The organism is Duganella sp. AC917 (assembly GCF_979258245.1).
Genome location: NZ_OZ409848.1, coordinates 3,546,677 through 3,562,717 on the forward strand (window position 1 = coordinate 3,546,677; position 16,041 = coordinate 3,562,717).

Annotated in this window: 15 protein-coding genes; 7 read left to right on the plus strand and 8 right to left on the minus strand. The window is 63.4% G+C overall.

Features of this window, described 5'->3' with window-relative positions; translation table 11 throughout:
• Positions 1–8 precede the first annotated feature (8 nt).
• From ACZ0BA_RS15340 to ACZ0BA_RS15355, 4 genes are all read left to right on the plus strand, one after another.
• Entirely contained in the window at positions 9–1,013 is a 1,005-nt protein-coding gene (locus ACZ0BA_RS15340) for a DUF58 domain-containing protein (protein WP_463452086.1), read from the plus strand.
• Positions 1,010–3,073 carry a transglutaminase TgpA family protein gene (locus ACZ0BA_RS15345; protein WP_463452087.1) on the plus strand — a complete coding sequence of 688 codons (2,064 nt, stop codon included), beginning with the start codon at positions 1,010–1,012 and terminating at the stop codon, positions 3,071–3,073. The genes ACZ0BA_RS15340 and ACZ0BA_RS15345 overlap by 4 nt, the downstream gene beginning before the upstream one ends.
• Positions 3,064–4,206 carry a lytic murein transglycosylase B gene (gene mltB / locus ACZ0BA_RS15350; RefSeq protein ID WP_463452088.1) on the plus strand — a complete coding sequence of 381 codons (1,143 nt, stop codon included), beginning with the start codon at positions 3,064–3,066 and terminating at the stop codon, positions 4,204–4,206. Before ACZ0BA_RS15345 ends, mltB begins: the two co-directional genes overlap by 10 nt.
• A 482-nt stretch (positions 4,207–4,688) precedes the next feature.
• Positions 4,689–5,027 carry a hypothetical protein gene (locus ACZ0BA_RS15355; RefSeq protein ID WP_090315555.1) on the plus strand — a complete coding sequence of 113 codons (339 nt, stop codon included), beginning with the start codon at positions 4,689–4,691 and terminating at the stop codon, positions 5,025–5,027.
• A gap of 93 nt (positions 5,028–5,120) precedes the next feature.
• Here ACZ0BA_RS15355 and cysM read toward each other — a convergent pair whose 3' ends face one another.
• On the minus strand, positions 5,121–6,023 hold the full coding sequence (gene cysM / locus ACZ0BA_RS15360; RefSeq protein WP_463452089.1) for a cysteine synthase CysM: 903 nt from the start codon (positions 6,021–6,023) through the stop codon (positions 5,121–5,123).
• A 203-nt stretch (positions 6,024–6,226) separates the two neighbouring features.
• Here cysM and ACZ0BA_RS15365 point away from each other — a divergent pair, with 203 nt between their 5' ends.
• Positions 6,227–7,987, plus strand: a complete 1,761-nt coding sequence (locus ACZ0BA_RS15365; protein ID WP_463452090.1) for an FAD-dependent oxidoreductase — start codon at positions 6,227–6,229, stop codon at positions 7,985–7,987.
• A 458-nt stretch (positions 7,988–8,445) separates the two neighbouring features.
• Here the strand turns inward: ACZ0BA_RS15365 and ACZ0BA_RS15370 are convergent, their stop codons facing one another.
• Positions 8,446–9,390, minus strand: coding sequence for a polysaccharide deacetylase family protein (locus ACZ0BA_RS15370; RefSeq protein ID WP_463452091.1), 945 nt, complete (start codon positions 9,388–9,390; stop codon positions 8,446–8,448).
• 129 nt (positions 9,391–9,519) lie between these two features.
• On the opposite strand from ACZ0BA_RS15370, the gene ACZ0BA_RS15375 reads away from it, so the two are divergent.
• Both ACZ0BA_RS15375 and ACZ0BA_RS15380 read left to right on the plus strand, forming a co-directional pair.
• A complete protein-coding gene (locus ACZ0BA_RS15375) occupies positions 9,520–10,086 on the plus strand; it encodes a carboxymuconolactone decarboxylase family protein (RefSeq protein ID WP_463452092.1) in 567 nt (188 codons plus the stop codon).
• Positions 10,079–11,257, plus strand: a complete 1,179-nt coding sequence (locus tag ACZ0BA_RS15380) for a patatin-like phospholipase family protein (RefSeq protein ID WP_463452093.1) — start codon at positions 10,079–10,081, stop codon at positions 11,255–11,257. Before ACZ0BA_RS15375 ends, ACZ0BA_RS15380 begins: the two co-directional genes overlap by 8 nt.
• On the opposite strand, the gene ACZ0BA_RS15385 is transcribed toward ACZ0BA_RS15380, so the two are convergent.
• The 6 genes from ACZ0BA_RS15385 to ACZ0BA_RS15410 form a co-directional block, all read right to left on the minus strand.
• Positions 11,254–12,570, minus strand: coding sequence for an MBL fold metallo-hydrolase (locus tag ACZ0BA_RS15385; protein ID WP_463452094.1), 1,317 nt, complete (start codon positions 12,568–12,570; stop codon positions 11,254–11,256). The two genes, ACZ0BA_RS15380 and ACZ0BA_RS15385, sit on opposite strands and share 4 nt — an antisense overlap.
• Positions 12,571–12,665: 95 nt before the next feature.
• Positions 12,666–13,019, minus strand: coding sequence for a ComEA family DNA-binding protein (locus tag ACZ0BA_RS15390; protein WP_463452095.1), 354 nt, complete (start codon positions 13,017–13,019; stop codon positions 12,666–12,668).
• 103 nt (positions 13,020–13,122) lie between these two features.
• Entirely contained in the window at positions 13,123–14,082 is a 960-nt protein-coding gene (gene rfaE1, locus ACZ0BA_RS15395; protein ID WP_463452096.1) for a D-glycero-beta-D-manno-heptose-7-phosphate kinase, read from the minus strand.
• 13 nt (positions 14,083–14,095) lie between these two features.
• Positions 14,096–15,271, minus strand: a complete 1,176-nt coding sequence (gene lapB / locus ACZ0BA_RS15400) for a lipopolysaccharide assembly protein LapB (protein WP_463452097.1) — start codon at positions 15,269–15,271, stop codon at positions 14,096–14,098.
• 27 nt (positions 15,272–15,298) lie between these two features.
• Entirely contained in the window at positions 15,299–15,601 is a 303-nt protein-coding gene (locus tag ACZ0BA_RS15405; RefSeq protein ID WP_463452098.1) for a LapA family protein, read from the minus strand.
• Positions 15,602–15,727: 126 nt separating this feature from the next.
• Complete coding sequence (locus ACZ0BA_RS15410; protein ID WP_008446215.1) at positions 15,728–16,033, minus strand: integration host factor subunit beta; 306 nt, start codon at positions 16,031–16,033, stop codon at positions 15,728–15,730.
• Positions 16,034–16,041: the final 8 nt, after the last annotated feature.

Below are 16,041 nucleotides of genomic sequence, written 5' to 3' on the forward strand. Positions count from 1 at the left end.
ATTCCGGCGTGACTTCCGGCCTGCAAGCGCTGTACCGCAAAGGCAGGCGGGCTGGCGACCGGTGGCTGTTCCAGCTGCGCGACAGCGAGCCGGGCGAAGTCACCTTGACGTCGCGCCGCGTGTTCATCCTGCCCACGCGCGCCGGCCTGTCCTTCACCGTGCTGCTGCTGATCATGCTGATCGGCGCGCTCAATTACAACCTTGGCCTGGGCTTCGCGCTGACCTTCTTCACCGGCGCCTGCGCGGTGGCAGACATGTTCCTGACCGCGCGCAACCTGGCGTTGCTGAAGCTGGCGCCGGGCCGCGCCCAGCCGGTGTTCGCCGGCGAGGAGGCGCAGTTCGAACTGCGCCTGGCCAATCCCACGCGGCTCGACCGCTACGCCATCTGGCTCGGTTTCCAGGGCCATGGCGAGCCGCGCCAGGTGGCCGACGTCGCGGCCGGCGACACCAGCGTGGTGGTGCTGTCGGCGCCGACGCGCGAACGCGGCTGGCTGGACGCGCCGCGCATCCAGCTGACCACACGCTTCCCGCTCGGCCTGTTCAAGGCATGGAGCCACTGGCAGCCGGCGCTGCGCGTGCTGGTGTATCCGGCGCCGGAATCGCCGCCCCAGCCGCTGCCGTCGCACGGCGCCGCCAGCGAGGACGGCCACGGCACCGTGGGGCTGGATAATTTCGCCGGCATCCGCAGCTACCAGCCGGGCGACCCGATGCGGCATCTGGCCTGGCGCCAGATCGCGCGCCACGATCCGGCCCTCGGCGGGCAGCTGGTGACCAAGCATTTCGAGGGCGGCGCGGTGGCGGAGCTGGCGCTGGACTTCGCCGACCTGCCGCTGCATCTGGCGCTGGAGCTGAAACTGTCGCGCATGACGCAATGGGTGCTGGACGCCGAGCAGCGCGCCCTGCCCTACACCTTCCGCCTGGCGCAGCACGCGTATGGTCCGGCGCTGGGCGACGCCCACCGCGCCGCTTGCCTGCGGGCGCTGGCGCTGTTCGGACGCGAGGGAGACGCATGAGCGGCGCGCACGACGCACGGCGAGGTCCGGCACCCAAGCCGGGACGCCTGGCGGCCCTGCCGCGCGACAAGGCCGACACCCTGCTGCTGCTGATCGCCGCGCTGATGGTGCTGGCGCCGCACTTCGCCCACCTGCCGCTGTGGACCAGCCTGGCCATTTGCGCCACCCTGCTGTGGCGCGCGGCCATCACGTGGCGCGGCAAGCGCATGCCGCCGAGGTGGCTGCTGGCGCCGGTGGCGGTGGCGGCCATGGCCGGCGTCTACCTCACCTACCGCACCTTGCTGGGCCGCGACGCCGGCGTCGCCATGCTGACCTTGCTGCTGGCGTTCAAGCTGCTGGAGATGCGCGCCAAGCGCGACCTGTTCGTCGTGGTCTTTCTCAGCTTCTTCGTGCTGCTGACCAGTTTTTTCTATTCGCAGACGATGCCGACCGCGCTGTTCATGGCCGCCACCTTGATCGTGCTGCTGACGGCGCAACAATCGTTCCAGTACACCGGCGCCGTGCCGCCGCTGGCGCGGCGCCTGCGCACCTCGGCCAAGCTGTTCCTGCTGGCCGCACCGCTGGCGCTGCTGATGTTTATCGGCTTTCCGCGCGTCCAGGGGCCGCTGTGGGGCATGCCGGGCGACGCTCACAGCGGCCGCAGCGGCATCTCCGACAGCATGGCGCCGGGCACGCTGTCGTCGCTGGCGCAGTCGGACGAGGTGGCCTTTCGGGTGCGCTTCCTCGACCAGGCGCCGCCGCAGAGCCAGCTGTACTGGCGCAGCATCGTGCTGGGCGACTACGACGGCCGCACCTGGACCCGCGTGCCGCGCCGGCGCGGCGCGCAAAGAGCGGACATCGCCATCAGCGTGCGCGGCCGGGCCATCCGCCATGAGGTGACGATGGAGCCGACCGGCAAGCGCTGGCTGGCGTTGCTGGAGCTGACCGGCCCGCAATTCAGCGTGCCGGGTTTCAACGTGCGCGAGTCCGATGAAATGGAACAGTTCACGATGGAGCCGCTGGCGCGCCGGGTGCGCTACGCAGCCAGCGCCTATGTCGATTTTCAATTGCAAGCCGATGAAACGCCGCAAAACCTGGCGCGCTGGCTAGAATTGCCGGACGGTTTCAACCCGCGCACCCTGGCGCTGGCGCAACAGTTCAAGCAGGCCGCACCGCCGACGGCCAGCGGCCGGCCGGACGCCTCCTACCTCTCACGGCAAGTGCTGTCGATGTTCCGCAGCGACACCTTCAACTACACCTTGCAGCCGCCGCTGACCGGGCGCGACATGGTCGACGACTTTTTGTTCATCAGCAAGGCCGGCTTCTGCGAGCATTTTTCCGGCGCCTATGTCGTACTGATGCGCGCCATGGGGGTGCCGGCGCGCGTGGTCACCGGCTACCAGGGCGGCGAGATGAACCCGCTCGACGGCTATCTGACGGTGCGCCAGTCCGACGCCCACGCCTGGGCCGAGATCTGGCTGCCCTCCCAGGGCTGGCGCCGGGTCGATCCCACCGGCGCGGTGGCGCCCGAGCGCGTCGCCCGCAACCTGGCACGGGCGCTGCCGGCGCCGTCCGCGTTTGGCTTCGGCCAGTTCATCGCACTGCAAAACGATCCCGATTCGTGGTTGGCGCAACTCAGATTCGGCTATGCCGCGCTGAATAATTCTTGGAATCAATGGGTCCTGGATTACAATCCAGATAGGCAGCGAAGTTTCCTTGCAGAACTAAGCGCAGCGTTCGGCACCCGGCGGGGCGCAGCGGCCGGGCTCGGGTTGGCGCTGCTGTGCGCGCTGGCCTGGCTGCTGCACTGGCGGCGGCAACGCCGGCCGGCCGCACCTCTGGACGCGCTGTACCAGGCCTTTTGCCGGCTGCAGGCGCGTCATGGTTATGCGCGGCGCCCCGATGAAGGCCCGCTCGGCTATGCTGCCCGTCTGCGGGACATGCCCGCCAGCGCGGAAAAACACGCGGCGATGGAGACATTTTTAACCCTGTATGGCGCGCTGAAATACGGCGGCGCCCGGGCCGAACAACGAACGACGTCGCTCAAGACGCTGAAAACACTGTTACCTTTATGCCGATGAAGACTCTGATCACCCCCCTGCTGGCCGCCGCACTGCTGGCTTCCGCCGGCACCAGCCACGCCCAGGTCGACCGCTACGGCTACAAACTGCCGCCAAGCATGCAACCGAAAGCCAAGAAAAAGGCGGCGCCGGTCAAAAAGAAGACCGTGCCGGCCATCGATTATGTCGGCGAATACGTCAACTTCGGCGAATGGAAGGAAGTGCGCGCATTTCTCGACGACGTCGCCAGCCGCAACGGCTTCGACCGCAAGGAGCTCGACACCTTGATGGCACAGGTGCGTTATGTCGACGCTACGGTGCAGCTGGTCAAGCCGGCGCCGCCGGGCAAGCCAAAAAACTGGAAGGCCTACAGCGCGCTGACCATCGAGCCGACGCGCGTCGACGGCGGCGTCAAGTTCTGGAACGAAAACGCCGAAGCGCTCAACCGCGCCGAGGCGCTGTACGGCATTCCGGCCGAAATACTGGTCGGCATCATCGGCGTTGAGACCGTGTACGGCCGCGTCACCGGCCGTTTCCGCGTGGTCGATGCGCTCACCACACTGGCGTTCTCCTATCCGGAGGCGCCCCAGCGCGTGGCCCGCATGGAATTCTTCCGTAATGAGCTCGAGGCCACGCTGGTGTTCGCGCGCCGCGACGGCGTCGACCCGCTATCGCTGCGCGGCTCGTTCGCCGGCGCCATGGGCATGCCGCAATTCATGCCCAGCAGCCTGATCAAGTACGCGGTCGATTTCGACGGCAGCGGCCACATCGACCTGCTCGGCTCCAGCACGGACGCCATCGGCAGCGTGGCCGCCTTCCTGGCGGCGCATGGTTGGGAGCGCGAGAACGCCGGACCGCTGGTGTATGCGGCCACGGTATCTGCCAATAAAGCGTGGGAACCGATGTTGCAACAGGGCCTGACAGCAAAATATTCACCGCAGGACTTGATAGCGGCGGGAGTCACCACCACTGTACCGGTGCCGGAGCAACAAACCTATGGCTTGGTGGATCTGCAGAACGGCGCCGATCCAACCGAGTATTGGTTGGCCAATAGTAATTTCTTTGCAATTACGCAGTACAACCGCAGCTATTTCTACGCAATGTCGGTGATCGAACTGGGTCGCGCGGTAAGGCTGGCACGGGGCGGTTTGTAGAAACGGCAGCGAGAGTATCGGCGCGGGGAGCGTGTAAGCACGGCGATGAGGGATGTAAGCAACCGTAACGGGTGTTGTTTGCCCAACTTGCACGCGGTATTGTTTAGTTGACACGAGGAAATTAAACATCCAAACTGGCGCTAAAGCGTGAAATTATAAGCATCTATACAACGGAATTGCCTTATAATTAACTTTAGTTGCTAAATACTAGCGTGCACCATAGCGTAGCACATGACTCGGTGTATAATTCTCACACAATGTTGCATCGGGACAACAATACACGACTTTGCAATTTTTTTCTATTGCTGTCGGGTATTACATTGCGAGATGTTGTATAATTGTGTATATATTATGAAACTTGTTATCCCGGAATCGGTCCGTGTGTAAATTCGTTCCTTGGTAAGGATGAACATTAACGCAGCAAAGCGAGCTCCGAGTGTTGTACTTTGCAGGACAACTTTACAGAAGGAAAAAACGAAATCATGACAAACCAAGTCGGCATAGATATGAATAACGATGCGGATGGCGATGACCTGCTGCAATACAATCCCAACCGCCTGCTCGATACCCTGATCGAAAACCTGCGTTTGAAAAACGACGCCGCCCTGTCGCGCGCGTTGGAAGTCGCACCGCCGGTGATCAGTAAAATTCGCCACCACCGCCTGCCAGTGGGCGCTTCGCTGCTGATTCGCATGCACGAAGTAAGCGATTTGAGCATTCGTGACCTGCGTTACTTGATGGGCGACCGCCGCAACAAGTTCCGCATCAGCGATAAGCAGTTCAAGCCAAAGGAAGGCGAACCAGGCCAGGGCCAGGGTTAAGCTTTACCCCAGCACTGACCTGCAACGTTTTACCCTTGTGTCCCTCCCCCCTCTTGCAGGGGCGAGGGATACATCTTTTTGCGCGCTAGCTTTTTACGCCGGAAACACGCCGGTCGACAGATAGCGATCGCCGCGGTCGCACACGATGAACACGATCGTGGCGTTCTCGACCGTCTGCGAAATGCGCAGCGCGATCTCACAGGCGCCCGCCGCCGAAATACCACAAAAAATACCTTCCTCTGCCGCCATTCGGCGCGCCATGCGTTCGGCCGATGCCTGCGAAACCGACTCGACCTTGTCAACACGCGCCCGGTCGTAGATTTTCGGCAGGTAAGCTTCCGGCCACTTGCGGATGCCGGGGATCGACGAACCCTCTTCCGGCTCGGCGCCGATGATCTGCACGTCCGGATTTTGTTCCTTCAGATAGCGCGACACGCCCATGATGGTGCCGGTCGTGCCCATGGCGCTGACGAAGTGGGTGACGCGGCCGTCGGTGTCGCGCCAGATTTCCGGACCGGTGCCCTCGTAGTGCGCGCGCGCGTTGTCCTGGTTGCCGAACTGATCGAGGATGATGCCCTTGCCGTCTTTTTGCAGTTGCTCGGCCATGTCGCGCGCGTATTCCATGCCGCCGGTCTTGGGCGTGAGCATGATCTGCGCGCCGTAGGCGGCCATGCTCTGGCGCCGCTCGATGCTGAGGTTCTCCGGCATCAACAACAGCATTTTGTAGCCGCGCAAGGCGGCGGCCATCGCCAGCGCGATGCCGGTGTTGCCGCTGGTCGCTTCGATCAAGGTGTCGCCGGGTTTGATGTCGCCGCGCTCCTCGGCGCGCTTGAGCATCGACATGGCGGCGCGGTCCTTGACCGAACCGGCCGGGTTGTTACCTTCGAGCTTGCCGAGAATAATATTGTTGCGGGCGACCGCGTCCGCGCCGGGCAGGCGGGTCAGCTGCACCAGCGGTGTATTGCCGATCGTATCTTCCAGAGTCTTGTAAGCCATCGTGTTCAATCTTCAGTGGTTTCGCCAAAACATGCATTTTAATCCGAGTTGCCGTTGCGCGTATTGCAAGACCCGGCCGGGCCCCTGCCTGAGGAGGTAAAGGGCCCGAAGTCTTTGGACTGTAGAGGCGGCATGCGCTAGACTTGCATCATCGCTGCATCGCACCACGCCCGCGCCGACCACCCTAATATTATTCGACCGCCATGTCCACCTCCCCGCTTGAAATGCTGCCCGACACCACCCCAGAAACGCAAGCGGCGCTGCCGGCCGACCTGGAAAGCCGGCGCCACCAGATGTTCCCGACCTTGTCCGACGGCGACATCAAGCACATGCTGCGTTTCGGCCACGTGCGCCACTTCAGCGACGGCGAAAAAATCGCCGAGGCGGGCAAGAGCAGCTATGGCATGCTGCTAGTGCTCAAGGGCGGCGTCGCGATCACCCGCTTCGACGGTTTGGGCAACACCTCGTACATCACCACGCACACGCCCGGACAATTCTCCGGCGAAGTGGCGCAGCTGTCCGGCCGTCCGGCGCTGGGCAACGCCAACGCCGTCGGCGAGGTCGAAGTGCTGGTGATACCGCCAGAATCGCTGCGCGCGCTGCTGGTCGCGCACGCCGACCTGGGCGAACGCATCGTGCGCGCGCTGATCCTGCGCCGCGTCGGCCTGATCGAACAAAACTCTGGCGGCCCGGTCATCGTCGGCCCGCGCGGCCACGGCCGCATCCACACCTTGCAAAGCTTCCTGGCCGCCAACGGCCATCCGTACAGCGTGCTCGACCCCGAGGTCGATCAGCAGGCGGCCGAGCTGATGGCCCACTACCAGCCCAAGCCGGAGGAACTGCCGCTGGTGGTGTGCCCGGACGGCGTGGTCAAGAAGAATCCGACCACGATCGACATCGGCCGCTGCCTCGGCATGCTGCCCGAGCTGCAGGCCGACAAGGTGTGGGACGTGATTGTCGTCGGCGCCGGTCCGTCCGGCCTGGCGACCGCCGTGTACGCCGCGTCCGAAGGCCTGTCGGTGCTGGCGCTGGAGACGCGCGCCTTCGGCGGCCAGGCGGCGGCCAGCGCCCGCATCGAAAACTACCTCGGATTCCCGACCGGCGTCTCCGGCCGCGCGCTGGCCGGCCGCGCCTATGTGCAGGCGCAGAAATTCGGCGTCGAGATCGCCATCCCCGCCCCTGCCGGCCGGCTGATTTGCGACACCTATCCGCTGCAGGTGGAAATGTGCGGCAGCCTGCAAAAGTTGCAGGCCAGGACCGTGGTGCTGTCGTGCGGCGCGCGCTACCGGCGGCCCTCGCTGGCCAACCTCAAGCAGTTCGAGGGCAAGGGGATTTACTACTGGGCGTCGCCGATCGAGGCCAAGCTGTGCAAGACCGAGGAGATCGTGTTGGTCGGCGGCGGCAACTCGGCCGGCCAGGCGGCGGTGTTCCTGGCGGGGCACGCGTCCAAGGTCCATATGCTGATCCGCAAGGACAGCCTGGCGTCGACGATGTCGAGCTATCTGATCGAACGCATCCAGGCCACGCCGAACATCGAGCTGCACACGCATTCGGAGATCATCGCGCTGGAAGGCGACGAGGATGGACTGAAGCAGGTGCGCATCCGCAATTCGAAAAGCGAAGAGGAATGCGACTACGACGTCTGCCGCGTGTTCCTGTTCATCGGCGCCGACCCGAACACCGGCTGGCTGGAGGAATGCGGTGTCGATGTCGACGGCCACGGCTTCATCCGCACCGGTTTCGACGTCACCAAGTCGCAGTGCAAGGCCAACTTCGAGAAAGGCGTGTATCCGCGCGAGATGCCGGCGCGCGCCGCGCTCGAGACCAGTGTGCCGGGCGTGTTCGCCATCGGCGACGTGCGCGCCAGCTCGACCAAGCGGGTGGCGGCGGCGGTGGGCGAAGGCGCGGCGGTGGTGTCGCAGATCCACGCGTTCCTGGCGAATCTGCCGGCTGACAAGCGATAGCGGTCGGTTGTACTAGCTCAGCATTGAATAAAGCATGGTCTGCTGACCTCCGTTCCCGTTGCGGTTGTTCCTGCGTCCCGAATTTGCTCGGCCTGACAACCTGCCGGTTAGGGGCTATCATCGGCCTATGGTTGCGACAACGCTCGGATCTAGTTTTGACCTGGAGGCGAAAACAACCTTGAGGCCAGGAAAGATCGTGAGTTTAAATCTGTCGCGGAGCAATGTAGAGGGCAAGCATCCCGAGGTCCAACACCTTCCGGCGCCAAAGACCGCATTTCAGGGCACTTTAGCTGTGGCCGCCAAGAAAAACAAAGTCAAGCTGAGCGAACTTAAATCCTGGAATTACGCGAACGACCTCCAGGACCTGATGGCTAGTTGGATACTCCAGAATCCATCGTAGAGTCGGACTGAGGCGCGTGCCGGGTATTTTCGGAAAACCAAATCCAGGCCAGTCCAACTTAGCGAACGCCGGCCTTCTCCAACTGCTCGATCTCGAAATCGCCGTCGTCGACGATGCGCTCCCATCCCTCGAACTTACCCATGCCCCGCGTGCGGGCAATCGACAGCAACAGGCTCTGGCCCGGCACCTCGCGCTTCGGCGCCACCTGATACACCGGATCGGCGAACGCCTGCGCCGGGGTGACGATGGTCCACCCCATATCGACAAACTGCTGGATCACATCCTTCAACCACAGCGCGTTCAGCAAGTTGTGGTGCTGCAGCAGCACCTGCGGAATGTCGCGCCCTTCCAATTTGCGCGACAGGTCGCGGTACGCGATCGCCCGCTGTTTGACGTGCGCGAGATATGCCTGCTTGATCGGCGCGAGATCCGCCTTGGGATTCGCGCGCAGCACCTCGTTGAGCTTCTCGTCCAGCCGCCAGTCGCTGGTATCGAGGCTGACATAGGCGTTGCGATAGCCGCGCTGCGGGAGGAAGGCGCGCATGCCGTCGCGCTTTTCCGGCGTATTCCCCTCGCGCAGGAAGGTGAACCGGAACCACTTTTGATATCCGGGCAAGGTGGACGTGGTGCGGTCGCAATCGATAATCTCCTGCTGGTACTGCGCCAACGTCACCTTAGCGTCGTTCAAGTCCAGGTGCGTCATCGTGTGGTTGCCCAGCGCATGGCCGGCATCGCCCCAGGCCTTGGCCAGCGCATAACCGGCCGGCTCGGTGGCGCCGAAGCCGCATGTGACAAACAGCGCGGCCGACACCTTGTGCGCGGCCAGCGCGTCCAACAAGGCCTGGTTGCGCTGCTGCGGCGACATCAACGGCGTCTGCTCGGTCTTCGGTCCATCGTCGAAGGTGAACGCCACCGATTGCGCCTGCGCCACACAGATGCCAGCGCACGCCAGCAGCGCCGCCACGGCGCTTGAGCGAATACGATGACGAAGTGTTAATAACATATTTATTCCTTAAGGGCGATTTAATCGAACGCCGAACTCATCCATGCCAGAATGCAAGCCGAGGCAACACGTAAGGCCTGAGCGTCCCATTTGTTTCCTCGACATCATACTTCAACCATCGAGGACACAATGCGACTTCCACTCATCCCCCCAAACGAACTGAGCCCAGAACAAAAAGACCTGTACGACAGCATGCGCAAAGGCATCGCCAGCAACTTCAACGCGTTCCAGGTGGAGCGCGAAGACGGCGCCCTGATGGGCCCATGGAATCCCTGGCTGCACGAACCGGCCATCGGCAAGGCGATCTGGGACCTGACCCTGGCGATGACCGCCAACGCGGTCCTGCCGGACAACGTGCGCCAGATCGCGATTCTGGTGGTCGGCGCGCGCTACAACGCCGCCTATGAGCTGTATGCGCACGTCGCCGTGGCGGAAAAAGCCGGCATGTCGGCCGAGCGCCTGGCCGCGCTGGTGGCAGACCTGAAACCGGTCGATCTGTCGAAGGAGGAAAACGTCGCCTTCGATTTTTCGTATGCGCTCAGTCGCGGCGGCACGCTGCCCGAACCGCTGTACCGCCTGGCGATCGACACCTTCGGCCAGCACGGCACCAACGAGTTGATTTATCTGGTGGGCCTGTACGCCCTGGTATCGACCACGCTGAACGGCTTCAACGTGCCGGTGCCGGAACGTGAATAAGCGCGATACCAGCAACGATACCAGCACAGTGGCCGACGGCCGGCTAAAGCCCGCCGGCACGGGTCCGTCGGAGTTCGGCAGCGTCGCCCTGGTGCTGCAAGGGGGCGGCGCGCTGGGCGCCTATCAGGCCGGCGTCTATGAACGCCTGCTGGAAAGCGACATCGAACCTGACTGGTTGTCGGGCATTTCGATTGGTGCCTTCAACAGCGCCATCATCGCCGGCAACGCGCGTCAGGACCGGGTCGCGCGGCTGCGGGAATTCTGGGAACTGGTCAGCGATGGCGGCGCCGCAGGCGCCAGCTGGAGCGGCCTTGCGCTGGCCGACGCCACGCGCGCCTGGGTCAACCAGCTCGCGGCGGGAAGCGCGTTCGTGCGCGGCGTGCCGGGCTTTTTCGAGCCGCGCATGCCTTCCCTGTTTGGCGGCGGTGTCGCCACCAGCTTCTACGACACCTCGCCGCTGCGCGCCACGCTCGAACGCCTGGTCGATTTCGATCGCATCAACGCGCGCGAGACGCGCCTGAGCGTCGGCGCGGTGAACGTCCGCACCGGGAACTTCGCCTACTTCGACAACGCCACGCAGCACATACGGGTCGAGCACATCATGGCAAGCGGTGCGTTGCCGCCGGCCTTCGAGGCGGTGGAGATCGACGGCGAAAAATACTGGGACGGCGGCATGGTGTCGAACACGCCGCTGGAATGGGTGCTGTCCAACAGCTCGGGCCTGGACACGATGGTCTGGCAGGTCGATTTGTGGAGCGCGCACGGGGAACTGCCAAGCGACATGGCCAGCGTCGCCACGCGGATGAAGGAGATCCAGTATTCGAGCCGTACCCGGATGGCGACCGACTCGCTGCGCAGGGTGAAGAAGCTGCACACCGCGCTGAGCGAACTGCTGGCGGTCATCCCGCCGGACATGGCGGCCAGTCCGCAGGCGCGCTTGCTGGCGGCGGCCGGCGATCCGGCGCGCTACAACATCATCGAAATGGTCTACCGTTCGGCGACGTACGAGGGCCAGTACAAGGATGTGGAGTTTTCGCGCAGGACCATGACCGAGCATTGGCAGGCAGGCTACACCGATGCCGACACCACGCTCACGCACAAGGAAATCCTCCAGCTGCCGACCATCGACGCCAATCCGGCGGTCTTTGACTTCCTTACCAAGCCGGCCTAGCGGCTCTTGAGGCGGCGCAGTTGCGCCGCCTGGTAGGCGCCGAAGGCATCGTTGAACAGGCAGCGTATCAGCGGGTCGTCGACGATGTCGGCATCGGCCGGCGCGCCGCTGATACGCATATACATCGACGTCAACGACTCCCCGAGCGCCAGCCCGGCATACAGCTTAGCCATGGGGATTTCGGTTTGCCACGACGGTTCCTCCCCATCGCCCGCCGGCGCGATGGTGTCGCCATCAATGCGGTAGCGGTATTGGCGCACGCCGCCGGCGTGGTCGTGGACCGACAGCTGCCAGACGCGTGGCGTCTCGAAGTAGCTGTCCGGCGGCAGCTCCATCTCCTGGTATTTATCGATCAACCCCGAACGGCAGTAGTCGTCCACCAACGCGGTTTGCGCTTCGGTCAGCGGCGCGAAATGGCGGGCGATGTCGGAGGTCGGCGGCGGCGTGATGCCGGCGTCGTATTCATAGTCGACGTCCTGCTCGCCGACCGGCAGCACCCAGGGCAGCGGCGCGGCCGGTGTCAGTGTTTGCGGCGTCAGCTCCATGGCGACGGAAGGATTCAGGCGGACCACGCGCACATCCGACAGCCATGCGCCGACCTCGCGCTCGAACTGGCGGTAGGTGATCGGGAACAGTGCGTGGTTATACCAGGACCATGGCTCCTGCACGAACTGGCAGGAGCTGGGGACGACGTAACGCGGCTTGAGCGCGCGGAGCTGCCCGGGCCATTCCTCCGGCAGCTCGGGCTGGCCGCCCTCGGCGCGCAACGGGGCGATCACGTCGATCTCGCGCATGGTCTGGAAGGGCCACAGCACCATGTCCCACGGCGCGTAGCTTGTCAGTTGTTCCAGCGTCTCCGGGTCCATCCACGAGTCGACGACGTTAAGCACATTCAACCCGCCGGCGCGGATGTGGAACATTGAATCGACATCGGCGTCGAGCGCCCTGCGCGGGATGACTTCAATCGCGCCAACGCGCACCGGCGCATCGACCGTCAACGCCTGCACGTTGGTGAAGCCCAGCTCACGGATCATCGCGAACAGTTCGTCGAACAGGCAGTAGAGATAAATCGGCGTCTGGCGCGGCAGCAAGTCCAGGCTCTCCATCGAACAATGATCGTCGTGGAAGTGCGAAATGAACACCGCGTCCGGCGTGAGCTTTTTGATTTGTTGCTGGTCGAAGCGCACGGCGGGAAAGGCGTGGCAATTGCGGCTGAACGGGTTTTCGAAAATCGGATCGAACAGTATCTGCGTGCCTTCGTGCTCGAAGACGTAACCTGCGTGGAGTATCCTGGAAATCTTCAGGGGCGACATGTGCGGACTCCAATCAAAATGTCGCGCTATCTTACCAGACATAAAAACGCCAAAGCCGCAGCGCGGGGCTGCGGGCTTTGGCTGGCGTGACAGAATTATTTCCCGGAAGCGGCGATCGGGGTGGCGTTTGCTTTGGGAGCGGCTTTGTCGGTTTTCGGCTTGGCTGCGGCGGCAGCGCCGTCTTTCGATTTGCCGTTTACTTGCAGGCCGGCCTCGGACAGCTTGGCGGCGTTCTTGCCCCCGATGCCTTTGACGCGGTGCTCAAGATCCGCCCAGTCCTTGAACTCGCCCTTTTTTCGTTCTTCCAGAATGGCGGTGGATTTGGCAGGGCCGATGCCCTTGACCCCATCGAGCGCGGCAGCGTCTGCTTTGTTGACATCGACTTGCGCGAACGCGAAGCCCATCGTGGCGGCCAGCGTGGCAATACCCAGCATTAGTTTTTTGAACATGTCTGTCTCCGTGGTTGGTGTCGAGCAAGGGCGAAAATCGCACCTTGAATATCCTTAACGGACAGCCCCCCAACCCCGGTTGACGCTCTACTTATGAGCTACATCAAACGCCGGCGGCGGCGTCGAACAATTCTTCGCGCGTGACGGTGGCCGTACCAAGTTTTCCCACAACAATGCCACCGGCGCGGTTGGCCGTTTCCACCGCTTCGTTCCAGCCAGCGCCCGCGCCGAGCATGCACGCCATCGTGGCGATGACGGTATCGCCCGCGCCGGAAACATCGAACACTTCACGCGCCTGCGCCGGCATGTGGAACTGCTCGTTCTCGGTGTACAGGGTCATGCCCTCTTCCGAGCGCGTGAGCAGCAGCGCGTCCAGCTTCAATTCCGTGCGCAATTGCTGCGCCTTGGCCGTCAATTGCTCTTCGCTGTTCCAGCTGCCGACGATGCGCTTCATCTCCGACTTGTTCGGCGTGAGCACGGTGGCGCCGCTGTAGCGCGAGAAGTCGTCGCCCTTCGGATCGACCATCACCACTTTGCCGGCCGCGCGCGCGGAGGCGATCATGTCGGCCACGTTCACCAGGCTGCCCTTGGCGTAGTCCGACAGGACGATGACATCGTAGTCGGCCAGCAGCGCCTTGAACTGCACCAGTTTATCGCGCAGGACGGTGTCGGTCGGCGCCTCCTCGAAGTCGATGCGCACCATCTGCTGCTGGCGGCCGATCACGCGCAGCTTGATGATGGTGGAGATGGCGTCGTCGCGTTTCAGGTAGCTGTGGATGCCACCGCCTTGCAGCAGCTGTTCCACCTCGGTACCCGCTTCGTCGGCGCCGACCACACCCAGCAAGCCGGCGTGCGCGCCCAGCGCGGCGGCGTTGCGCGCCACGTTGGCGGCGCCGCCCAGACGCGCTTCGCGCTTTTCGATGCGTACGATGGGGACCGGCGCCTCCGGCGAGATGCGGCTGACGTCACCGAACCAGTAGCGGTCCAGCATGACGTCGCCGACGACCAGGATGCGCACCTTGTCCAGTGCGGGGGATTGAAAAGCGGTGACGGAATTACTCACATGGTCCTCTGATTTAATTCATGACATTCAGTTCTTCGGTGCGGCGCGGCGGGTAGGTCTCCCAGCGGCTGCAACCAGGGCACTGCCAGTAGAACTGGCGCGCCTTGAAGCCGCAGTGGCTGCACTGGTAACGGGCCAGCTTCTGCGTGTAGCCGTGCACCAGGTTCTTCACCATCGACAGCTCCGACACCACGGTCGCCGGCGCGTCGACCAGACGCGCTTCCAGCAGCTTGTCGAGTCCCAGCAACGTCGGCGTGCGGCGCAGCTCATCGACCACCAGCTCCTTGGCCGCATCCAGGCCGTCCAGCTCCAGCACCGCCTTGTAGACCACCTCCAGCAGGTCGATCGACGAGGCCTGCTCCAGATACGACTTGATCAGGTTGACGCCTTCCAGCGGGCGGCCGACCTTGCGGTAGCCGTCCATCATGCGCTGCGCCACCAGCGCGGTGTGCGGCACGCTGATTTGCTCGACGCGGCGCCACGTCATCAACGCGCCTTCGACATCGTCCTTGGCCAGCTGCGCGTCGCCGATCAACAGCGTGGCGCGCACGTTCACGCGGTCGGCCGCCAGCGACTTCTCCAGCAGTGGCAGCGCGTCCTCGGGATGCAGGTGCACCAGCGCGTCCTGCGCCAGCTCGCAGTAGAACTGCGCGATTTCCTTCTGGCGCGAACCGGCGCCCGATTCCTGCAGGCCGATGGCCGCCTCGATGGCGCGCGGCCATTCCTTCTCGCGCTGGAAAATCTCCAGCAGCGCACGCCGCGCCGGCACCGCGTACTGGCTGTGGATCAGGCGATTGAAGGTCTCTTCGGCGCGGTCGAGCAGGCCGGCCTTCAGGTAGTCCATGCCCAGTTCATATTCGGCGTGCTCCTTCTGCTCCTGCGGCAGGTCGGGACGCGCCAGCAAATTCTGGTGCACGCGGATGGCGCGCTCGGTCTCGCCACGACGGCGGAACAGGTTACCGAGGGCGAAGTGCATGTCGGCCGTCTCCGGGTCCATGCGCACGATCTCGATAAAGGCGTCGACCGCCTTGTCCGGCTGGTCGTTGAGCAGGAAATTCAGCCCCTTGAAATACCCGCGCGGCAGCGAGCGCGATTCGGAGACCAGTTGGCGGATGTCGACGCGCGCGGCGATCCATCCCATGCCGAAGAAGAGCGGGATGCCCAATAACATCCAGAGTTCAAATTCCATGCTTGTTCTTGTAGTGGGTAGTGGTGCTTATTGTGTGGTGACGCCATCGGGCTGCGGCTGCGCGCCGACCTGCTGGGCAGACGATTGCAGCGTGGTGATGGTGGTTTTGTGTTTGTTCGTTTCGCGGCGGTGGCGGAAGACGGTTGGCGTCAGCGCCAGCACGCCCAGGACGGCGCCGGCGACGAAAAAGCCGAGCAGCATCAAGACCAGGGGTCCGCGCAGATCATAGTGGAGGAAAAAGTGCAGATCGACTTCCTGCGTATTTTTCAGGGCGAAGCCAAAAAACAAGACGAAGAGGACGATTCCAATGAGGGTGGATACGAATTTCATCAGTCTGGTTCCTGTTCTGGATTTCTAAGAGCGCCAGTATGGCACTAGTCACCGAATACTTCAAAAAAAGTGCATAAAAAAAGCGGCATCCGAGGACGCCGCTTTCTTGTCAAACCATCAGACGCTTCAGTCCTCGATGATCGGTTGCCCGACCATCGCGTCGACCCGCTCGCGCAATTGCTTGCCCGGCTTGAAGTGCGGTACCCGTTTTTCGGGCACCATCACTTTGTCGCCCGACTTCGGATTACGTCCGATACGCGGTGGCCGGCTATTCAGAGCAAAACTGCCAAAACCGCGGATCTCGATGCGCTGACCGGTCGCCAGGGCGTTGGTCATCGCATCCAGAATGGTCTTGACGGCATACTCCGCATCTTTGGCCACCAGCTGAGAATAACGCTCAGCCAGGCGGTTGATCAACTCGGACTTAGTCATCGACTAGT